At 68.2% G+C, this 19,384-nt stretch carries 19 protein-coding genes; 5 read left to right on the plus strand and 14 right to left on the minus strand.

Annotated features, from left to right (window positions below; all coding sequences use genetic code 11):
• Positions 1–5: 5 nt before the first annotated feature.
• Positions 6–935 (plus strand): lipase secretion chaperone, encoded by a 930-nt coding sequence (locus NWF24_RS31140; RefSeq protein WP_258351890.1) that lies wholly within the window; start codon positions 6–8, stop codon positions 933–935.
• Here the strand turns inward: NWF24_RS31140 and NWF24_RS31145 are convergent.
• Positions 925–1,368, minus strand: coding sequence for a PACE efflux transporter (locus NWF24_RS31145; RefSeq protein WP_258351891.1), 444 nt, complete (start codon positions 1,366–1,368; stop codon positions 925–927). The two genes, NWF24_RS31140 and NWF24_RS31145, sit on opposite strands and share 11 nt — an antisense overlap.
• A gap of 101 nt (positions 1,369–1,469) precedes the next feature.
• On the opposite strand from NWF24_RS31145, the gene NWF24_RS31150 reads away from it, so the two are divergent.
• The 3 genes from NWF24_RS31150 (at position 1,470) to NWF24_RS31160 (ending at position 4,178) form a co-directional block, all read left to right on the plus strand.
• Entirely contained in the window at positions 1,470–2,402 is a 933-nt protein-coding gene (locus tag NWF24_RS31150; RefSeq protein WP_258351892.1) for a LysR family transcriptional regulator, read from the plus strand.
• A gap of 33 nt (positions 2,403–2,435) precedes the next feature.
• Positions 2,436–3,056 (plus strand): TetR/AcrR family transcriptional regulator, encoded by a 621-nt coding sequence (locus tag NWF24_RS31155; protein WP_258351893.1) that lies wholly within the window; start codon positions 2,436–2,438, stop codon positions 3,054–3,056.
• A gap of 87 nt (positions 3,057–3,143) precedes the next feature.
• Positions 3,144–4,178 carry an NADP-dependent oxidoreductase gene (locus NWF24_RS31160; RefSeq protein ID WP_258351894.1) on the plus strand — a complete coding sequence of 345 codons (1,035 nt, stop codon included), beginning with the start codon at positions 3,144–3,146 and terminating at the stop codon, positions 4,176–4,178.
• Positions 4,179–4,189: 11 nt separating this feature from the next.
• Here the strand turns inward: NWF24_RS31160 and NWF24_RS31165 are convergent, their stop codons facing one another.
• Both NWF24_RS31165 and NWF24_RS31170 read right to left on the minus strand, forming a co-directional pair.
• The gene (locus NWF24_RS31165; protein ID WP_258351895.1) at positions 4,190–4,906 is read right to left on the minus strand and encodes an SH3 domain-containing protein; all 717 of its coding nucleotides are present in this window, start codon (positions 4,904–4,906) and stop codon (positions 4,190–4,192) included.
• A gap of 78 nt (positions 4,907–4,984) precedes the next feature.
• On the minus strand, positions 4,985–6,037 hold the full coding sequence (locus NWF24_RS31170; protein WP_258351896.1) for a homocysteine S-methyltransferase family protein: 1,053 nt from the start codon (positions 6,035–6,037) through the stop codon (positions 4,985–4,987).
• Between the two features lie 113 nt (positions 6,038–6,150).
• Here NWF24_RS31170 and NWF24_RS31175 point away from each other — a divergent pair, with 113 nt between their 5' ends.
• Complete coding sequence (locus NWF24_RS31175; protein WP_258351897.1) at positions 6,151–8,010, plus strand: DUF1963 domain-containing protein; 1,860 nt, start codon at positions 6,151–6,153, stop codon at positions 8,008–8,010.
• A 12-nt stretch (positions 8,011–8,022) separates the two neighbouring features.
• On the opposite strand, the gene hutG is transcribed toward NWF24_RS31175, so the two are convergent.
• The 11 genes from hutG to hutC form a co-directional block, all read right to left on the minus strand.
• The gene (gene hutG, locus NWF24_RS31180) at positions 8,023–8,847 is read right to left on the minus strand and encodes an N-formylglutamate deformylase (protein ID WP_258351898.1); all 825 of its coding nucleotides are present in this window, start codon (positions 8,845–8,847) and stop codon (positions 8,023–8,025) included.
• Positions 8,848–8,854: 7 nt separating this feature from the next.
• On the minus strand, positions 8,855–10,237 hold the full coding sequence (locus tag NWF24_RS31185) for a formimidoylglutamate deiminase (protein ID WP_258351899.1): 1,383 nt from the start codon (positions 10,235–10,237) through the stop codon (positions 8,855–8,857).
• Complete coding sequence (hutI, locus tag NWF24_RS31190) at positions 10,234–11,469, minus strand: imidazolonepropionase (protein WP_258351900.1); 1,236 nt, start codon at positions 11,467–11,469, stop codon at positions 10,234–10,236. The genes NWF24_RS31185 and hutI overlap by 4 nt, the downstream gene beginning before the upstream one ends.
• A gap of 27 nt (positions 11,470–11,496) precedes the next feature.
• Positions 11,497–12,069, minus strand: coding sequence for a HutD/Ves family protein (locus tag NWF24_RS31195; RefSeq protein ID WP_258351901.1), 573 nt, complete (start codon positions 12,067–12,069; stop codon positions 11,497–11,499).
• Positions 12,066–12,734, minus strand: coding sequence for an amino acid ABC transporter permease (locus NWF24_RS31200; RefSeq protein WP_258351902.1), 669 nt, complete (start codon positions 12,732–12,734; stop codon positions 12,066–12,068). The genes NWF24_RS31195 and NWF24_RS31200 overlap by 4 nt, the downstream gene beginning before the upstream one ends.
• A 7-nt stretch (positions 12,735–12,741) precedes the next feature.
• The gene (locus NWF24_RS31205; RefSeq protein ID WP_258351903.1) at positions 12,742–13,494 is read right to left on the minus strand and encodes a transporter substrate-binding domain-containing protein; all 753 of its coding nucleotides are present in this window, start codon (positions 13,492–13,494) and stop codon (positions 12,742–12,744) included.
• A 45-nt stretch (positions 13,495–13,539) separates the two neighbouring features.
• Positions 13,540–14,274, minus strand: a complete 735-nt coding sequence (locus NWF24_RS31210) for an IclR family transcriptional regulator (protein WP_097197449.1) — start codon at positions 14,272–14,274, stop codon at positions 13,540–13,542.
• A gap of 141 nt (positions 14,275–14,415) precedes the next feature.
• Positions 14,416–15,267, minus strand: coding sequence for a phytanoyl-CoA dioxygenase family protein (locus NWF24_RS31215; RefSeq protein WP_258351904.1), 852 nt, complete (start codon positions 15,265–15,267; stop codon positions 14,416–14,418).
• Positions 15,267–16,994 carry a urocanate hydratase gene (hutU, locus tag NWF24_RS31220; protein ID WP_258351905.1) on the minus strand — a complete coding sequence of 576 codons (1,728 nt, stop codon included), beginning with the start codon at positions 16,992–16,994 and terminating at the stop codon, positions 15,267–15,269. Before hutU ends, NWF24_RS31215 begins: the two co-directional genes overlap by 1 nt.
• 28 nt (positions 16,995–17,022) lie before the next feature.
• Positions 17,023–18,582 carry a histidine ammonia-lyase gene (hutH, locus tag NWF24_RS31225; RefSeq protein ID WP_258351906.1) on the minus strand — a complete coding sequence of 520 codons (1,560 nt, stop codon included), beginning with the start codon at positions 18,580–18,582 and terminating at the stop codon, positions 17,023–17,025.
• A gap of 60 nt (positions 18,583–18,642) precedes the next feature.
• Entirely contained in the window at positions 18,643–19,380 is a 738-nt protein-coding gene (gene hutC, locus NWF24_RS31230) for a histidine utilization repressor (protein WP_258351907.1), read from the minus strand.
• Positions 19,381–19,384 lie beyond the last annotated feature (4 nt).

Below are 19,384 nucleotides of genomic sequence, written 5' to 3' on the forward strand. Positions count from 1 at the left end.
AGACGATGTCCCCGAAGCTCCTGCGCCCGCTGGCAGCGGTCGCGGTGGTGGTAGCCGCAGGCGTGGCGTGGTGGCAGCTCAGCGAGCCTGAAGCGCCTGCGGTCGCCGCTTCTTCGGTGCCGCCGGTCGCCAACCCCGCGGCGGCGGAAGCATCCGCCATCGCGCTGCGCAACAACGGCCATGCCCCCGACCCGCTGCTGACGCCCGACCTGCTGCGCATCTTCGAGCAGATGCTGAACGACAGCCAGGCCAGGGACAAGGAAGGCCTGATGGCCGAGATGCGCGCGAAGGTCGACAAGTACCTGCCGCCGGAATGGCGCGTGCGCGGGCTGGGCCTGCTGGAACGCTACATCGACTACCGCAACGCGCTCGAGGCGCTGCCGGCAGCCAGCATCGGCGACCCTGCCGGGCTGCGCAGGATCCTCGATGCGCGCGCGGGCATCAGGGCACGCTACTTCGCACCCGAAGAGGTCGAGGGCTTGTTCGGCGCCGAAGAGAAATTCGACCGCTTCAGCGTCGAGAAGCTGGAGATCGAGCGCAACAAGGACCTGACGCCCGAACAGAAGCGCGAGGCGCTGGCGCAGACCGAAAAGAACTGGCTCACGCCCGAGCAGCTCGCCGACCGAGCTGCCACCACGGCGCAACTCGGCGTCGCCGAGCAGACCGCGGCACTGGATGCGCGCGGCGCGAGCCCCCAGGAACGTTTCGCGGAGCGCTCCCAGCAATACGGCTACGAAGCGGCGCAGCGGCTGGCCACGCTCGACCAGCAGGAGCAGGACTGGCAAAGCCGCCTCTCGCGCTATGCCGCTGCCGACGAGGCCACGCGAGCACAGCTGCAGGCCCAGCTCTTCACGCCGCAGGAAGCGCTGCGGCTTCAGGCCGCGCTGGAAGTCCGCGCCGCCAACGACAAGAAGAAGGGGCCCTCTACGCCGTGACCACCGCGCTGTTCGCCGCCGCAGAAGCCGGCAGGCCGAACACCCGGTCGAAGGCCCAGTTGAAGACGAAGGTGTAGACCAGGAAGAAGATCACCAGCCCCAGGTCCATCACCAGCGCCTGCCAGAGCGACACGCCCAGGCCCCAGGCGAACATCGGCACCAGGAAGGCAACCAGCCCGCCCTCGAAGCCGATGGCGTGGGCGATGCGGCGGCGCAGGCTGCGTCCGCGCACGACCTGGCGCGATTCCCAGCGCTCGAACAGCGAGTTGAAGACCAGGTTCCAGATCACCGCGATGACCGAGGCGGCCACCGCCAGCACGCCCGAATGGCCGAGGCCGGCGTCCGTCATCAATGCCAGCCCGGCGCTGGCGGCGACGATGGCGATGCCCTCATAAAGGCTGATGTAGACGATGCGACGTTGAATGCCTTGCATGACTCTTCTCTTGGTTTCGTGACTGCGATGACTGGACTTTATGTGTCATCCACTGATATAAAAAGTTAACTTGTTTCAGTTTTATTGATAGATCGGACGCCATGGCTTTTTCCAGCGACAACGTCGAAGTCTTCCTGGCCGTGATCGACCACGGCTCGTTCTCGGCCGCCGCCCGGGCGCTGCACAGGGTGCCGTCTGCCGTGAGCATGGCCATCGCCAACCTCGAGGCCGAGCTCGACCTGCCGCTGTTCGACCGCAGCGGCCGCGAGCCCCAGCCCACCGCCGCCGCGCGCTCGCTGGAGCCGCAGGCGCGGCTGCTGGCGGCCCAACTCAGGCAGCTGCAGGTGCAGGCGCTGGCGCTGAACCAGGGGCTGGAAGACCGGCTCACGCTGGCCATTGCGCCCGAGCTGCTGGCCGCGCGCTGGAGCGGTCCGCTGGCCGAGCTGGCACGGGAGCATCCGCTGCTGCAGGTCGAGGTGCTGGCGGCCCCGCAGGCCGACGCGCTGGCGCTGCTGCACAGCGGGCGGGCGCAGCTGGCGCTGGTGTTCGAGCGCCCGAGCCTCGACGGGCGGGAAGGCTTCCAGGAAGTCGGCAGCGACCTGATGGTGGCGGTCATCGCGCCGGACCACCCCGTGCTCGCGGCCAACGGCGGCCGGCTGCGCGAGGACCACCTGACGAACACCCGGCAGATCGTCGTGGCCGGGCGCGACCTGACCACCAGCGACCCGCGCTTCGTGTTCGCGCGCCATGTCTGGCGCACCGACAACGCGCTGGCCGCGCTGAGCCTGATCACCGCCGGGCTGGGCTGGGGCTGGCTGCAACGCAACTTCGCGAAGCCGCATGTGGCAGCGGGCGCGCTGATCGAGATTCCGTTCGAGAACCTCAGCAACGGGCTGGACCTGTGGGTGGATGTAGTGTGGTCACGTGAGCGCCCACTCGGCCTGGGAGCCCAGCGCTTCGTGAGGTTGATAGCCAAGGACCGGGTTGCCGCCGGTGAATGCAGCCCCAAGACAGGCGGCGATCAAAGCGACTAGACGACTGGTCTAATAGCCGCTAGAGTGCGGACCATGAACGCGATCGCTCCCACTCCCGACGTCCGGCAGCACATCCTCGACGTGGCTCATCCGCTGCTCCTGCAAAGGGGCTTCACCGGGGTCGGCCTGGCCGAGGTGTTGGCGGCGGCGAAGGTGCCGAAGGGGTCGTTCTATCACTACTTCGGCTCCAAGGAGGCCTTCGGCGAGGCCGTGCTCGAAGCCTATTTCACCGAATACCTGGGGCGCACCGACGCCCTGCTGACCGAGGCGCCGGGCACGGCCGCCAAGCGGCTGATCGGCTATTTCGACGACTGGCTCGAATCGCAGACCGGCGACGATGCGCAGAGCCGCTGCCTCGTGGTCAAGCTAGGCGCGGAGGTCTGCGACCTGTCCGAGAGCATGCGCGCGGCGCTGGCGCGCGGCACCCGCGGCATCACTGATCGGCTTGCGCGCTGCATCGAGGCTGGCCGGGCCGACGGGTCGCTGCAGGCCGCGCCGCAAGCAAAGGAACAGGACGCGCAGGGAATCGCCGTCGCGCTCTACCAGCGCTGGCTCGGCGCCAGCCTGCTGGCCAAGATCACCCGCGACCGCGCATCGCTGGATGCGGCGATGTGCGACACCCGGCAGCTGCTGGGCCTGTCTACGGACAACTGAAGCGAAAAGCGGGAGACGAGCGCTCCCGCTTTTTTTGCCCGCCCACTAGACGACTGGTCTATTAACCACCAAAGGAGCCCACTGCCCATGCCTCAAAGCGACACCCTCAACCGCCGCATCGTCCTCGCCGCACGCCCGCGCGGCCTGCCGACACCGGGCGACTTCCGCCTCGAAGAAACCGCCATCCCCATGCCAGGCGAAGGACAGGTGCTGCTGCGCACGCTGCATCTCTCGCTCGATCCGTACATGCGCCAGCTGATGGACGAGGTCGCGCCGGTCTACGCGGCCTCGGTGCCGCTGGGCGAGCCGATGCCGGGCGGCACGGTCAACCGCGTCGTCGACTCCAAGCACCCGCAGTTCCGCCCCGGCGATCTCGTGCTCGGCAACGCCGGCTGGCAGGACTACGCGCTGTCCGACGGCCAGGACCTGCTCCCGCTCGGCGAGATGGCACAGCCGTCGCTGGCGCTGGGCGGGCTCGGCATGCCTGCCTTCACCGCCTACGTCGGCCTGCTCGACATCGGCCAGCCGAAGCCGGGCGACACCGTGGTGGTGGCCGCAGCGACCGGCGCGGTCGGCTCGGTGGTCGGTCAGATCGCCCGGCTCAAGGGCGCGCGTGTGGTCGGCATCGCGGGCGGCGCGGACAAGTGCCGCTACGCCGTCGAAACACTCGGCTTCGACGCGTGCCTCGACCGCCACGACCCGGAGTTCGCATCGCGCCTCGCGACCGCCTGCCCCAAGGGCATCGACGTCTACTTCGAGAACGTCGGCGGGGCGGTGTTCGACGCGGTGCTGCCGCTGCTCAACATCGGCGCGCGCGTGCCGGTGTGCGGGCACATCGCCGACTACAACAACGAGACGCTGTCGTCAGGCCCGAACCGGCTGCCGCTGCTGATGGCGGCGCTGCTGCAGAAGCGCATTCGCATGCAGGGCTTCGTCATCCTCGACCACTACGGCGAGCGCTTCGACACCTTCCGGCGCGAGATGGGCGAATGGGTCGGTGCCGGCCGCGTCACGCTGCGCGAGGACCGGGTCGATGGACTGGAGAACGCCCCGGCCGCGCTCATCGGCCTGCTGCAGGGGCGCAACTTCGGCAAGCGCGTGGTGCACGTCGCCGAGGGCTGACGCACGCGCTTTCAGGGCCGGTGGCCGCCACCATGTCCGCCGCCGTGTCCGCCACCGCCATGCGGACGGTCGCCGCCCCCACCGGGCCTCGGCCGGCCTCCGGGATGCGGATGTGGCAGCCCGGGCGGCGGCCCGGGACGGAAGGCCGGCTGCGGCCGTGGCGGCCTGATGCCTGGATCGTGCGGCGGGCGGAATCCGGGCCCGGGTGGTGGGCGAAAGCCAGGGCCCGGCGGCCGGAAACCCGGCCCCGGCCGCCACGGGTGCGGCTGCCAACCCGGCCTCACCGGCGGCGGTGGACGCCATCCCGCCATGGGTGGCGGAGGCGGCCGGCCACCCCACCAGCGTCGGTCGCCGTACCACGGCCGGTCCCGGTAGTAGTCGGCCCAGTAGCTGCCGATCGCGAAGCCGATGATCGGCACGCCGATCACCGCGCCGTAGGTGGCCAGCGGCACGCGCTGCTCCTGGTAGGCGTAGTCGAGGTTGCGCGACCACACCCAGCCGCGCCCACCGTCGGGCAGCACCACGTCGCACCAGCCATAGCCGCTGGTGCAGCCGACCACGTCGAGCGGCTGGCCCGGCCCGAGCCGCGCCACCAGCGGATAGTCGCCCGAGGGGCCGGCGCGCATGTTGACCGCGCCGCGCGTGAAGGCCTGCTGCGCCGCGGCCGCGAGCGGAAGCAGCAGTGCCAGGGCGCCGATGCCGATCCAGCGCGGAACGAGTGTGTTCATGGGTAGGCTCCTTGCGCCCCAGCGTAGGCCGGGGGCCAAGAGCCTGTCAATCGGCCACGGGCGCGACCGGAGTAGTGCTTACGCAGCTTCTTTGTAGAAGCCAGCGTTGTTGCTGCCGAGCACGCGGCCTGCCACCGGCGCCACCGCCTTGCCGATGGCCGCAATGTGGTCCGGCGTAGTGCCGCAGCAGCCGCCCACGATGTTCACCAGCCCCTCGGCCGCGAACTCGTGCAGCAGCCGCGAGGTCACGTCCGGCGTCTCGTCGAAGCCCGTGTCGCTCATCGGATTGGGCAGGCCCGCGTTCGGGTAGCAGCTGATGAAGGTGTCGCCGGCCACGCGCGCCAGCTCCTGGATGTACGGGCGCATCAGCGCCGCGCCCAGCGCGCAGTTCAGGCCGATGGCCAGCGGCTGCGCATGGCGCACGCTGTGCCAGAAGGCAGTGACGGTCTGGCCGCTGAGGATGCGGCCCGAGGCGTCGGTCACCGTGCCGCTGATGATCAGCGGCAGGCGCTGCCCGCTGTTGTCGAAGTACTCGTCGACCGCGAACAGCGCGGCCTTGGCGTTGAGCGTGTCGAAGATGGTCTCGACCAGGATCACGTCGGAACCGCCCTCGACCAGCGCTTCGGTCTGCTCGTAATAGGCCGCACGTAGTTCCTCGAAGTTGACGTTGCGCGCGCCCGGGTCGTTCACGTCGGGGCTGATGCTGGCCGTCTTGGGCGTCGGGCCAAGGGCGCCGGCCACGAAGCGCGGCTTGTCGGGCGTGCTGAACTTGTCGCAGGCCGCGCGCGCCAGCTTGGCTGATTCGAGATTCATCTCGCGCGCGAGGTGAGCCATCTTGTAGTCCTCCTGCGCGATGGTGGTCGCGCCGAAGGTGTTGGTCTCGATCAGGTCGGCACCGGCCGCGAGGTAGCTCTCGTGGATGTCGCGGATCACGTCGGGCCGCGTGAGCGACAGCAGCTCGTTGTTGCCCTTGATGTCGCGTTCGAAGTCCTTGAAGCGCTCGCCGCGGTACTGCTCCTCGGTGAGCTTGAAGCGCTGGATCATCGTGCCCATGGCGCCGTCGAGGATGGCGATGCGCTTGGCGAGGATGCCGGCCAGGGCCTGGCCGCGGGTGTAGACGAGGGGCTTCATAACCCCCGATTGTAGAAACCAGCCCATCGCCCCGCTCTGCCCCGGGACTTGGGCCTTGTCCATGTCTTGCCGCTCTGGCAAGGTTGGACGCAGGCATCGACGCTTTCATCTCCATGCAAGAAGACATCTTTCAGGTCGGCGACGCGCACTTCGCGTTCACCGCGCAATCCTCGGCCAGCTTCGTCGACGGCGGCATGCAGTTCCAGTTGCACACGGCCCCGGTCGCATTCGATGCGGCGCTGCATGCACCCGCCTTCCAGCCCGACGACGTGGACAACCCCTCGGAGGGCACGATCGCGCCGCAATTCGGCACCGGCAGCACGTTCTTCTTCCACGACAAGACCGGCGAGGCGCTGCGCACAGTGCAGATGCCGCAACACCAGCCGGCCACCTTCGACTTTCACCTGTACGAGCGCGGCTTCGCGCTCGACAACTTCCACGGCACGGTGACGCTGAGGCCATCGTCGGTCGAACTGCACGGCGCGATGCGCTCGCGTTACAGCGACGGCAAAAGCGTTCCCGTCCACATCCGCAAGGCTTTCGCGCCGGGTGAAGTGATATTGCAGCCGCACATGTACACCAGCCTCGCGGAAGCGGCCGAGGTGCCTCCCGAACGGGTGCGGCGGCTGCTGATCAAGCAGCCGTGGCAAGACGACGCGCCGAAGATCGAGGCCTTCCCGCCCGAGATCCTGCGCTTCAAGAACCTCGAATTCCTGTCGTTGCAGTTCACGTCGCCGGCACACGCGCCCTTCACAGCCTTGCCGGACGAATTCTGTTCGCTCGCGTCGTTGAAGGAGCTGTTCGTACGCGGCTCGGCCATCGAGCACCTGCCCGAGAACTTCGGTGCGCTCGAGCAGCTGGAAGCGCTGTTCCTGCAGTACGGCAAGCTGCGCGACCTGCCCGACAGCATCGACCGCCTTTCGCGGCTGCAACGGCTGGTGCTGCCCGGCAATGCGCTCTCCACGCTGCCCGAATGCGTCGGCCACCTGCCGGCGCTGACTCTGCTGAACGTCGAGAAGAATCCCTTCGTGTCGCTGCCGGCGTCGCTGAAGAACATCGGGAAGGTCACGCTCGAGAACAAGCTCAAGGCGCTGTATCTCGACATCCGCTATCGCCCGGACATCGATCTGGCGGTGGCGCCCGAAAGCTTCCTGGCGCGCGACAGCGCAGAACACGCGGCAATCCTGGAAGCCGCCTGCGCCCGGCACAAGCTCAAGCGCTATCTGCCCGCGCTGCTGCGCCTGGCCCGCAACACCGTGCGCTACCGCACCACCGAGCCGGAAGACTATGCGCAGAAGGGCAACACGCGCTTCGGCGGCGCACCCGACCTTCCGCCGGACATCGAATTTCCCCGTGCGGAAGACGGCACGCACTGGCGCTTCTATGCGCAACTGCGGCTGAGCGACGTGGCCGGGCTGCAGCCCTGGCTGCCGCGCGACGGCATGCTCTACTTTTTTGGCGAAGACCAGGAAGAGCTGCAGAAGCACTGGGTGATTCACTCGACCGCTCCCGCCTCGTCGCTGCAGACCTACCGCTACCCGGACGACCCCACGTTCGACATCGACGACGTGTTCCCCGGCTTCAAGGCCGTCGCCAGCGCCACCGTGTCGGTGCCGAGCCTCTACAACGCAGGCGACCGCCTGACGGGCCCCGACGCGGTGCTGCTGGACATCCGCGACAACGACAAGCTGCAGAAGGCCTACTGGGCGCTTCGGGACGAGCTCTCGGGCAAGAGCGAGGACTGCCATCTCGTCAATGCGCATGTGTTCACGCAGCACGAATCGCCCGAGGAGCAGGCATCAGCCGAGCGCGGCGGCCTGCCCGGCGAATGGGTCAACCTGCTGATGCTCGAGTCGGACAACCGGCCCGGCTTCTACTTCTGGGACGCGGGCACGCTGAGCTTCAGCATCCACATGAAGGACCTGGCGCTCGGCGATTTCTCCAGGACCTTCGCGAGCCTGGAAAGCAGTTGAGCCTGCGGTCGCTCAGCGCGCCGCGCGCGATTCGGCGAACGCCAGCACCGCCTCGATCATCCGCCGCACATGCGGCTGCACGCCGGCCGCCACCTCGGGCAGGTAGTCGAACGGCAGCTTCTCCTGCATGTAGCTGCTCTGCGTCATCTCCAGTTGCACCGCGTGCACGTTCTGCGCGGGGCTGCCGTAGTTGCGCGTGATGTAGCCGCCGGTGAAGCGGCCGTTGAGCACACCGGTGTAGCCGGTGGCGCTTTCGGCGATGCCCAGCAGCGTCTGCGCCAGCGCCGGGTCGCAGCTGATGCCCTTGCCGGTGCCCAGGTTCAGGTCGGGCAGCTTGCCTTCGAAGAAGCGCGGCAGCACCGAGCGGATGGAGTGCGCGTCCCACAGCGCGGCCACGCCGTGCTGCGCGCGGATGCGCGCGAGCTCTTCGGCCAGCTTCGCGTGATAGGGCTGCCAGATGGCATCGCGGCGCTCGGCGGTTTCCGCATCGCCCGGCAGATCGCCGGGGTTGGCATACACCGGCGTGTCGTCGAAGGTGTCGACCGGGCACAGGCCGGTGACGCTCTGGCCGGGATACAGGCTCGCGCCATCCGGCGGACGGTTCAGGTCGATCACGTAGCGCGAATGCGTGGCCACGAGCACCGACGCGCCGAGCTCATCGGCAAAGTCATACAGGCGTTCGAGGTGCCAGTCGGTGTCGGGCACATGGCGCGCTTCTTCCGTGAAGCGGGCAGCCAGTGCGGGCGGCACATGCGTGCCGACATGCGGCATCGAAATGAGCAGCGGGCGCGTGCCCTGGCGGAAGCGGAATGGCGGTTCGGCGGTGGTGAAGGCCATGGTGGGGTCAATCCTTGAGTAGTTGGGTGCGCGCGGCCACGAAGGCGGCCGCGGCTTCGTCGTGCAGCGCATGGCGGCCGGCCGAAACGCGCGGACGGCCCGCCACCCAGACGGTGTCGATGGCCGAGGTGCGATGGCTCGCGAAGACGTGGGCCGAGAGCATATCGGGCGCAAGCAGGCCCTGCAGCGCGAGGTGCGATGCATCGAGCACGGCAAAGTCGGCCTGCTGCCCCGTGGCAAGCCCGCCGACGGCGCGGCCCGCGGCCTGCGCACCGCCCTGCACCGCTTCGAGCGTGAGCGCGGTCGCGACATGCGGCTGCGCCGCGCTGGCGCCGACGTTGCGCTGGCGCTTGGCCAGGCGCTGGCTGTACTCGAGCATCAAAAGCTCTTCGGCCGCGTTCACGCTGGCGTGGCTGTCCGAGCCCACGCCCCATGCCCCGCCGTGGCTGCGCCATTTGGCGAAGTCGAAGATGCCGTCGCCGAGGTTGGCCTCGGTCGTCGGGCACAGGCCCGCGACCGCGCCGCTCTGGGCCGCGTACTCGTACTCGGCGTCGTTCATGTGCGTGGCGTGCACGAGGCACCAGCGCGCATCGACCGAAGCGTGGTCGAGCAGCCACTCGACCGGGCGCAGGCCGCTCCAGGCCACGCAGTCGTCCACTTCCTTCGTCTGCTCGGCGATGTGGATGTGGATGGGCGCGGTGCGGTCGATGGCTTCGAGCCCCGCGATCGCATCGCGCAGGCCTTCGGGCGGCACGGCGCGCAGCGAATGCGGTGCCAGGCCGAGGCGTGCGCCCTGCGCTTCGCAAACCGGCTTGAGCGCTTCGAGCAAACGCAGCATCGAATCGGTCGAGCGGATGAAGCGGCGCTGCCCGTCGGTGGGCGGCAGGTCGCCGAAGCCGCCGGTCTGATAGAGCACCGGCAGCAGCGTGAAGCCGATGCCGGCATTCTTCGCGGCGCGCAGCAGGGCAAGGCTCAGCGTCGCGTCGTCGGCATACGGGCGGCCATCCACGTCGTGATGCACGTACTGGAACTCGCACACGCTGGTGTAGCCCGCTTCGAGCATCTCGGCATAGAGCCAGGTGGCGATGGCTTCCATGTGCTGCGGGCCGAGGCGCGCGGCAAAGCGGTACATCAGCGTGCGCCAGCTCCAGAAGCTGTCCTGCTGCTCGGCGCGATGTTCGGTAAGGCCCGCGAAGGCGCGCTGGAAGGCGTGCGAATGCAGGTTGGGCATGCCGGGGATCACGGGGCCGCTGGCGGCTTGCGTGTCGGCAGTCCGTTGTGCACCGGCTTGCACCTGCGTGAGCTGGCCCGCATCGTTCCACGTCAGCAGGACGTTCTTGGCCCAGCCTTCGGGCAGCAGCGCGTCGGCTGCGAAAAGCGTTTGTGTCATTCCTTGGCTCCGATGGCGATGCGGCCCTGCCGCACCACCGCGCGCACGGGCTGCTGGCCAAACCAGTAGGCGAGTTCGGCCGCTTCGCGCACGTTCCACAGCACGAAGTTGGCGGGCATGCCGGGCGCGATGGCGCCGTGTGTATCCTGCAGGCCCAGCGCCCGCGCGGCGTGCACAGTGACGCCATCAAGCGCTTCAGGCACGGTGAGACGAAACAGCGTGCAGGCCATGTTCACCATCAGCAGCAGGCTCAGTGCCGGCGAGGTGCCGGGGTTGTGATCTGTGGACACGGCCATCGGCACGCCCGCTGCGCGCAGCGCGGCGATAGGCGGCAGGTGCGTGTCGCGCAGCGTGTAGTAGGCGCCGGGCAGCAGCACGGCCACGGTGCCCGACTGGCGCATCGCCTCGATGCCTTCGGCCGACAGGTGTTCGATGTGGTCGCACGAGAGCGCCCCATATCGCGCGGCCAGCGCCGCACCGCCCATGTCCGACAGCTGCTCGGCATGCAGCTTCACCGGCAGGCCCAGCGCCTGCGCGGCCTTGAAGACCTGCTCGGTTTCTTCGAGCGAGAAGGCGATGCGTTCGCAGAACACGTCGACCGCATCGACCAGCCCTTCGGCCGCCAGCGCGGGGAGCATCTGGTTGCAGACGAGATCGATGTAGTCGCCACTTCCATTGACCTGGCCCGCGTATTCGGGCGGCAGCGCGTGCGCGCCGAGGAAGGTGGTGCGCACCGTCACGCCATAGGCTTCGCCCAGGCGCCGCGCCACGCGCAGCTGCTTGCGCTCGTGTTCCAGCGAGAGGCCGTAGCCCGACTTGATCTCGATGGCGCACACACCATCGGCCAGCAACTGTTCGAGCCGCGACGCGGCCTGCGCGAAGAGCGTGTCTTCGTCAGCCTCGCGCGTGGCGCGCACCGATGAGACGATGCCGCCACCGGCCTTCGCCACTTCTTCGTACGTGGCGCCCGCGAGCCGCATCGCGAATTCGTTGGCGCGCTGGCCGCCGTAGATCAGGTGCGTGTGGCAATCGACCAGGCCCGGTGTGACGAGCGCGCCGCCGCCGTCGTGCGGCGCAAGGCTCGCGAACCCTGCCGGCAGTGCGCTGCGCGCGCCGACCCAGCGGATCGCGCCCTGCTCCACCACGATGGCAGCTTCCGCCCCGGCATCGGTAGCGAGGCGCAGACCGGTCCAGAGGCCGTCGGCCGAAGGGAATTCGTTGGCGGGTTTCATCGTCTTTCCTGTCTTTGCTGTTGCAGGTTACGCCGGCCTGATGCGCACAGCGAGCAACCGTGCATCGGTGCCCTCGGGCACCGCCTGCCAGGCCTGCGCTGCGTCAGCCCACTGCAGGCCCTCGCCTTCGCGGAACGCTTCGTCGTTCAACCGCCACGCGCCGCGCAACGCCAGCAACACGCCATGCGGCGCGGCGTCGATGGCTGAAACGCCATCGAGCACCAGCACCTCGGCGCGCCACTGTCCACGCCGCGTCATCACGTTGAAGTCGTTCGACGCACCGCCGAGCAGCGTGCAGTCGACGGCCTCATCGCCGCTGAAGGCAAAGGGCCGGTGCGGCACGTCGAGCCGATGGTCGATACGCCCGTCGTGCGTGAACAGGCGAACCCCGTCGCCTTCCAGCAGCGTGATGCTGCGGTCGACGCCCGCGAACACCGAGAACGGCCCCGCCGCTGCGATGGTCGCGATGCTCACGCGCCAGCCGAAGCTGTCGAGCCCCGCGCCCTGCGGCCAGCTGGCGATTTCCTGCGTGGTACCGCCGCCGTTCTTCCACGGCATAGCAGGCAGCGCGGCGCGCGAGAAACGAAGCACAACGCTCATCGCATCAACCCGCCCTGGCGCAGCCGCTGCTCGAAGTGCCGCAGCACCAGCGTCATGGTGCCGGTCAGCACGAAGTACACGACCGCGATGGCCAGGTACACCTCCAGCGAGCGGTAAGACACGCTGATGATCTTCTGCCCTTCATGCATCACGTCGTGGATAGTCAGCAGCGACACCAGCGCCGAGTTCTTGATGAGCGCGATGAACTCGTTGCCCAGCGGCGGAATCATGCGCACCACCGCCTGCGGCAGCACGATCTGGCGCATCGCCACGCCGGGCGTCATACCCAGCGACTGCGCCGCCATCGTCTGGCCCTTGTCGATCGACTGGATCGCGCCGCGCACGATCTCCGACACGTATGCGCCCGAGTACACGCCGAGCCCCAGCACGCCGCACAAGAAGGCCGGCAGAAGAATGCCGAAGTGCGGCAGCCCGAAGAACAGAATGAACAGCTGCACCAGCAGCGGCGTGCCGCGAATGGCCGCCACATACGCGGTGCACACGCCGTAGAGCCAGCGCCGCTTCGGGTTCAGCCGGCCGATGCCGACCAGCAGGCCCAGCACGCAGCCCAGCGCCAGCGCGCAGGAGGTGATCTCCACCGTGACGAGCGCGCCGCGCAGCAGGTCGGGCCGGCCCTCCCAGACGGGCGAGAAATCGAAATCCATGGCCCGCTTACTTGGCGTTGGCGCTGAACCACTTCTTCACGATCTGGTCGTAGGTGCCGTCCGCTTTCAGCTTCTCGATGGCGCCGTTCACAGCCTTGGTGAGCTCGGGCGTGTCCTTGCGGATGGCCATGCCGTATTCCTCGGTGGTGATCTGCTCGGGCAGCACCTTCAGGCCGCCGCGCGTGCGCACGTACTGGTAGGCGGCGGGCTTGCCGGTCACGGCGGCGTCGGCGCGGCCGATGTCGACGAGGTTGAACATCTCCTGGTTCTTCTCGACTTCCATCAGCTGCACCTGCGGGAATTTCTCCTTGGTGTACGACACCGACTTGGTGCCCACCTGCACGCTGACCTTCTTGCCGTTGATGTCGGCCGGCGTCTTGATGGCGGTGTTGCCGTCCTTCACCATCACGACGAGGCCGCCCGCGTAGTACGGCACGGTGAAGTCGACGACCTTCTTGCGCTCGTCGGTGATGTAGATGCCCGAGACGGCCATGTCGAAGCGCTTGGAGATCAGGCCCGGCACGAGGCCCTTGAAGTCGATGTCGATCCACTCGATCTTGCGGCCCAGCGTCTTGCCGATGGCCTCGACCAGCTCCACGTCGAAGCCGGTGCGCTTGCCGTTCTCCACGAATTCCATCGGCGGGAAGGTGGCATCGGTAGCCACGCGCAGCGGCTCGCCCTGCGCTTGCGCGGCGCCAGCGAAACCGAAGAGAGCGAGACCGGAGAGTGCGGCGGCGACAAGGGTGCGACGGGTGTTCATGGTGAAAGGCTTCCGTGGGAATGAAAAAGAAAGAGCAGCGCGCGACTACTGCAGGGCGCGAGAGATGCGGGCCGCCGTGACGACGGTCATGTGGAGCAATGCAGCTTCCATGCCCTCGACGCGCGTGAGCGGCGCCATGAGCGTGATCGCGCCGCGCAGGCGCCGCCCCGAGGCGAGCACCGGCGCGCTCGCGCCCCACACGCCGGCATCGACCTCGCCGTGGGTCACGGCATGGCCGGCTTCGCGGATGGCATCGAGTTCGGCGGCACGCTCGGCACGGCGTTCAGGGCTTTCGGCCAGCCCGTCGAGCAGGGCATCGCGCTGGTCGAGCGGCATGTGGGCCAGCAGGCACTTGGCGCTGGCGCCGTCGCGCGCCGGCACGCTGCGGCCGCGATCGAAGGAGCAGCGCAGCGACTGCTCGCTGTCGATCATCTCCAGGCACACGACGCGCTCGTTCACGGCCGTGACCAGCGCCACGCTCTCGTGCGTCTGCTGGGCCAGCACGCGCATGTCGGCGCGCGCCGCCATCACGAGATCGGAGTTGCCGTCGAAGCCGGTGGCCAGCTGCACGCTCACCGGCCCCGGCGAGTAGCGGCCCTCGGACTCCATCACGAAGCCCCAGCGGCGCAGCGTGGCGATCTGCCGGTACAGCGTGCTCTGCGACAGGCCGGTGGCCTGCACCAGCTCGGCCGCCGTCATTGCCGCCTTGCTTTGCGCCAGCACCGACAGCACGAACAGCGCGCGGTCGTTGTGGGCGGGAGCTTCAATCGGGGGCGTCATCGGAGGCAATCGCTGGAGGTCGAAAGTGGATCCGGCGTGCAGTATCTTGCTCGCCGTTCTCACTTCCAAGTCTTGATTCCCATTCGATGGGAATGAGCGCGTTTTTTCTTTCTACCTTCGTCTTAACCCGGGGCGGCCTCTTCAGCCCACCAGCAGCGGAAAGCGCGCGTCGTCCATGGGCGCGCCCGCCGGCAGCGTGTCGGCCAGCCCGGGGAAGTCGGGCGAGGTCTTCCAGCTGCGCGGCGCATGGCGGATGTCGTCGCCCAGGAAGCGCACCGAGAACACGCGGCGCCGGTTCCGCCCCTCGACCCCGGCGGCCGCGTGCAGCGTGAGCATGTGGAAGCAGACGAAATCGCCGGGCTCGATGTTCCAGCCGACGATGGGAAAGCGCTCGCGATCGCCCTCGATGTCGGGCAGGTCTTGCAGGCTGCCTTCGGGGAACCACTTGGCGTGGTTGTCCATGAAGGTGCGCGGCATCAGCCACGGCCCCTTGTGGGAGCCGGCCACGAACTCGAGCGTGGCAGCGCGCGACACCGGATCGACCGGAATCCACATGCTGACGTTCTGCTCGCCCTCGATGTTGTAGTAGGGCTGGTCCTGGTGCCACGGCGTGCGCTGACGCGTGCCGGGCTCCTTCACGAGCAGGTGGTCGTGGTACAGCCGCACGGTCTGCGAACCCATGAGGCGCTGCGCCAGTTGCGCGAGTGGCGCCTCGAAGATGAAGCGGCGGAAGGCGTCGATGTCCTGCCAGTTGCAGAAGTCCTCGAAGAAGCGGCCCGGGTCGTCGGGCCGGCTCGCCACCTTGGCGCGCGGGCTGGGCGCGGCGAGGTTGGCTTCGATGCCGCCCTGCAGCAGCGCCAGTTCGCCCGGCGTGAGCAGCTGTCGGATGCAGACCGCACCGTCGCGCTGGAACTGCGCGACCAGCGCGTCGTCTACGCGCGCCTGAACGCGGCGCTGCAGTTCCCGGGCGTCGGGAAGGACCGCGCCCGCCATCACTTCACCATCGGCAGCTTCAGGCCCTGCTTCTTCGCGGTGGCGACGGCAATGTCGTAGCCCGCGTCGGCATGGCGCATCACGCCGGTGGCCGGGTCGTTGAAGAGCACGCGCTCGATGCGCTTGGCCGCGGCATCGGTGCCGTCGCACACGATCACCACGCCCGAATGCTGCGAGTAACCCATGCCCACGCCGCCGCCGTGATGCAGGCTGACCCAGGTGGCGCCACCGGCGGTGTTGAGCAGCGCGTTGAGCAGCGGCCAATCGGACACGGCATCGGTGCCGTCCTTCATGGCTTCGGTCTCGCGGTTGGGGCTGGCGACCGAGCCGGTGTCGAGGTGGTCGCGGCCGATGACGATGGGCGCCTTCAGCTCGCCGTTCTTCACCATCTCGTTGAAGGCCAGGCCCGCGATGTGGCGCTCGCCCAGGCCCAGCCAGCAGATGCGCGCCGGCAGGCCCTGGAAGGCGATGCGCTCGCGCGCCATGTCGAGCCAGCGATGCGTGTGCTTGTTCTCGGGGAACAGCTCCTTGATCTTGGCGTCGGTCTTGTAGATGTCTTCCGGGTCACCCGAGAGCGCCACCCAGCGGAACGGGCCCTTGCCCTCGCAGAACAGCGGGCGGATGTAGGCCGGCACGAAGCCCGGGAAGTCGAAGGCGTTCTTCACGCCTTCGTCGAAGGCCACCTGGCGGATGTTGTTGCCGTAGTCGACCGTTGGGATGCCCATGGCCTGGAAGTCGAGCATGGCCTGCACGTGCACGGCGCACGACCTGGCGGCGGCCTTCTTCAGCGCATCGTGCTGCGAGGCGTCCTTCATCGCAGCCTGCCATTGAGGCACGCTCCAGCCCGAAGGCAGGTAGCCGTTGATGAGGTCGTGCGCGGAGGTCTGGTCGGTCACGAGGTCGGGCTTCAGGCCGCCGGCCTTCGCACGCTTGACCAGCTCGGGCAGGATGTCAGCCGCATTGCCGAGCAGCGCGATCGACACGGCTTCCTTCGCGTCGCAATGCTGCTTGATGAGCTCGAAGGCGTGGTCGATGTCGCGCGCCTGCTTGTCGACGTAGCGCGTGCGCAGGCGGAAGTCGATGCTCGACTGCTGGCACTCGATGTTGAGCGACACCGCGCCCGCCAGCGTGGCCGCGAGAGGCTGCGCGCCGCCCATGCCGCCGAGGCCGGCCGTAAGGATCCACTTGCCCGCGAGGCTGTTGTTGTAGTGCTGGCGACCGGCTTCAACGAAGGTTTCGAAGGTGCCCTGCACGATGCCCTGGCTGCCGATGTAGATCCAGCTGCCGGCCGTCATCTGGCCGTACATGAAAAGGCCTTGGCGGTCGAGCTCGTTGAAGTGCTCCCAGTTGGCCCACTTGGGCACGAGGTTCGAGTTGGCCAGCAGCACGCGCGGTGCGTTCTCGTGCGTCTTGAACACGCCGACGGGCTTGCCCGACTGGATGAGCAGCGTCTCGTCGTCGTTCAGCTCTTTCAGCGACGCGAGGATCTGGTCGTAGCAGGCCCAGTTGCGCGCGGCGCGGCCGATGCCGCCGTACACCACGAGATCCTGCGGGCGCTCGGCCACCTCGGCGTCGAGGTTGTTCTGCAGCATGCGGAACGGGGCTTCGGTGAGCCAGCTCTTGCAGTTGAGCTCGCTGCCGCGCGGGGCGCGGATCACGCGGGTCGGGTCATGGCGCGGGTCGGCGGCATCGGGGTTGTTCAGGGCGAATTTCTCGGGAGCGTTCATGGCGTGGTTCTCCTAATCGGGGTGTGTTTTACGAGTGACTGGGCAGGATGTCGAGCAGCGCGGCCGGCAGCTCGGCCTTCAGCGCCCACTGGCGCATGGCTTCGATGTCGGGGGCGAGGTAGCGGTCGCGTTCGAGGAAGGCGACCTTCTGGCGGATGGCGGCGAATTCGGCTTCGACCAGCGGCGAGCTCTTGAGATTTCGCTTGAGCTCGATACCTTGGGCCGCGGCCATGGCTTCGATGCCGACCACCACCGCGGTGTTGTTGACCATGTCGGCCAGACGACGGCCCGCGAAGGTGGCCATCGACACGTGGTCTTCCTGGTTGGCCGAAGTGGGCAGGCTGTCGACGCTGGCGGGGTGCGCGAGCGACTTGTTCTCCGAAGCCAATGCGGCCGCCGTGACCTGCGCGATCATGAAACCGGAATTGAGGCCGCCATCGCGCACCAGGAACGGCGGCAGGCCCGACAGGCCCGTATCGAGCAGCAGCGCGATGCGGCGCTCGGCAATCGCGCCGACTTCGCTGATGGCCAGCGCAATGATGTCGGCCGCGAATGCGACGGGCTCGGCGTGGAAGTTGCCGCCCGAGATCACCTCGCCGGTGTCGCAGAACACGAGCGGGTTGTCCGATGCGGCATTGGCCTCGATGACCAGCACGCGCGCGGCGTGCGCGAGGTTGTCGAGGCAGGCGCCCATCACCTGCGGGATGCAGCGCACCGAGTACGGGTCTTGCACGCGGCCGCAGTCGGCGTGCGAGGGAACGATCTCGCTGCCTTCGAGCAGCGTGCGCACCGCGCCCGCCACGGCAATCTGGCCGAGCTGGCCCCGCGCGGCGTGGATGCGTGCGTCGAAAGGCTTGATCGAGCCCTGGATGGCTTCGAGCGAGAGCGCACCCGACATCAGCGAAGAGGCGAACACGTCTTCCGCGCCGAACAGGCCGAAGAGCGCGAGCGCGGTCGACACCTGCGTGCCGTTGAGCAGCGCGAGGCCTTCCTTGGGGCCGAGCACGAAGGGTTCGAGGCCGATGCTGCGCATGGCTTCCGCACCGCCGACCACCTTGCCATCGGCCAAAGTCGCCTGGCCTTCGCCGATCAGCACGCAGGCCATGTGCGCGAGCGGTGCGAGGTCACCTGAAGCGCCGACCGAGCCCTTGCACGGGATGCTCGGCGTGACGCCCGCGTTGAACAAGGCCAGCAGCGCATCGACCAGCGCGGGCCGCACGCCCGAATGGCCGCGCGCCAGGCTCACCGCCTTGGTCGCGAGGATCATGCGCACGACAGGCGCAGCCAGCGGCTCGCCCGTGCCGACGCTGTGCGACAGCACCAGGTTGCGCTGCAGCTCCGCCAGGTGGTCGTTGCCGATGCGCGTGCTGGCGAGCTTGCCGAAGCCGGTGTTGATGCCGTAGACGACCTGGTCGTTCTCGACGATGTGGCGCACGGCAGCCTCGGCGCGCAGCATGCCGTCGCGCACCGACGCATCGAGCGCAAGTTGCACGCCGCCGGCCTGGATGCGTCGCAGCATCGCTAGATCGACCTTGCCGGGCATGAGGGTCAAAGTGGCATCTGGAGTGGCGGTGTGATTGCTTGGCATGTGAACCTGTCTATACAAGTAGTTGCGAGAGAAAACGTAGGTCTCTGAGGACGAAAAAAACTAGCCGAAGCTCGGGTTGCCGTCGGCTCGGAAGCGACTGCCCAGGCTGTAGCGCGAAGCGGGATGAAGGCAGCGCACCCAGGTCACGGGCGTGTTGCGTATCCACGTGCGGCGCGTCAGCAGCAGGCAGGGGTCGGTGGGTGCCATCGCGAGCCTTTGCGCCTGCTCCGGGTTGGGCAGCACGGCATCGACGACGTGTTCGATCTGGTCGAAGGGCACGTTGCGCACCAGGTATTCGCTGGGCGGCATGGCGGTGAAGTCTTGTTCGAGGTAGTCGGGCACGACCTGCGGGTTGACGTAGCGCTCTTCGAGCTGCACCGGCGTTTCGTTCTCCAGGTGCAGGCAGGCGCTGTGGAACACCGAGTCGCCAGCGCGCAGGTCGAGCCACGCAGCCACGTCGGGCGAGGCGGCAATGCGTTCGACCTCGATCATTTCGCAGCGGTAGTCGTGCCCGCGCTGGCGGATTTCGCTGGCGATGTTGGCGATCTGCAGCAGCGTGGACTGCGGCTTGTTCTCGGCCACGAAGCTGCCGACGCCCGCCACGCGCACGATGCGGCCCTGTTCCACCAGTTCGCGCAGCGCACGATTCACAGTCATGCGCGCCATGCCGAACTGCGCCACCAACTCGTGCTCCGAAGGCAGGCGGTGGCCGGGCGGCCACGTGCCGTCCTGGATCTTGCGGGAGATGTGATCCTTGACTTGCGCGTAGAGCGCGAGGGTTGGCAGGTCGCGTTTCATCGTT

This window comes from Variovorax paradoxus (assembly GCF_024734665.1).
In the GTDB taxonomy this organism is placed as follows: Bacteria; Pseudomonadota; Gammaproteobacteria; order Burkholderiales; family Burkholderiaceae_C; genus Variovorax.

Excerpts from the sequence above, each read along its gene's own strand:
- hutH (WP_258351906.1), bottom strand. The coding sequence starts at position 18,582 with ATGCCAAGCAATCACACCGCCACTCCAGATGCCACTTTGACCCTCATG.
- hutG (WP_258351898.1), bottom strand. The coding sequence starts at position 8,847 with ATGGCCTTCACCACCGCCGAACCGCCATTCCGCTTCCGCCAGGGCACG.
- NWF24_RS31150 (WP_258351892.1), top strand. The coding sequence starts at position 1,470 with ATGGCTTTTTCCAGCGACAACGTCGAAGTCTTCCTGGCCGTGATCGAC.
- hutC (WP_258351907.1), bottom strand. The coding sequence starts at position 19,380 with ATGAAACGCGACCTGCCAACCCTCGCGCTCTACGCGCAAGTCAAGGAT.
- hutU (WP_258351905.1), bottom strand. The coding sequence starts at position 16,994 with ATGAACGCTCCCGAGAAATTCGCCCTGAACAACCCCGATGCCGCCGAC.
- NWF24_RS31170 (WP_258351896.1), bottom strand. The coding sequence starts at position 6,037 with ATGAAGCCCCTCGTCTACACCCGCGGCCAGGCCCTGGCCGGCATCCTC.
- hutI (WP_258351900.1), bottom strand. The coding sequence starts at position 11,469 with ATGAAACCCGCCAACGAATTCCCTTCGGCCGACGGCCTCTGGACCGGT.
- NWF24_RS31175 (WP_258351897.1), top strand. The coding sequence starts at position 6,151 with ATGCAAGAAGACATCTTTCAGGTCGGCGACGCGCACTTCGCGTTCACC.
- NWF24_RS31145 (WP_258351891.1), bottom strand. The coding sequence starts at position 1,368 with ATGCAAGGCATTCAACGTCGCATCGTCTACATCAGCCTTTATGAGGGC.
- NWF24_RS31165 (WP_258351895.1), bottom strand. The coding sequence starts at position 4,906 with ATGAACACACTCGTTCCGCGCTGGATCGGCATCGGCGCCCTGGCACTG.
- NWF24_RS31215 (WP_258351904.1), bottom strand. The coding sequence starts at position 15,267 with ATGGCGGGCGCGGTCCTTCCCGACGCCCGGGAACTGCAGCGCCGCGTT.
- NWF24_RS31160 (WP_258351894.1), top strand. The coding sequence starts at position 3,144 with ATGCCTCAAAGCGACACCCTCAACCGCCGCATCGTCCTCGCCGCACGC.
- NWF24_RS31195 (WP_258351901.1), bottom strand. The coding sequence starts at position 12,069 with ATGAGCGTTGTGCTTCGTTTCTCGCGCGCCGCGCTGCCTGCTATGCCG.
- NWF24_RS31155 (WP_258351893.1), top strand. The coding sequence starts at position 2,436 with ATGAACGCGATCGCTCCCACTCCCGACGTCCGGCAGCACATCCTCGAC.
- NWF24_RS31205 (WP_258351903.1), bottom strand. The coding sequence starts at position 13,494 with ATGAACACCCGTCGCACCCTTGTCGCCGCCGCACTCTCCGGTCTCGCT.
- NWF24_RS31210 (WP_097197449.1), bottom strand. The coding sequence starts at position 14,274 with ATGACGCCCCCGATTGAAGCTCCCGCCCACAACGACCGCGCGCTGTTC.
- NWF24_RS31140 (WP_258351890.1), top strand. The coding sequence starts at position 6 with ATGTCCCCGAAGCTCCTGCGCCCGCTGGCAGCGGTCGCGGTGGTGGTA.
- NWF24_RS31185 (WP_258351899.1), bottom strand. The coding sequence starts at position 10,237 with ATGACACAAACGCTTTTCGCAGCCGACGCGCTGCTGCCCGAAGGCTGG.
- NWF24_RS31200 (WP_258351902.1), bottom strand. The coding sequence starts at position 12,734 with ATGGATTTCGATTTCTCGCCCGTCTGGGAGGGCCGGCCCGACCTGCTG.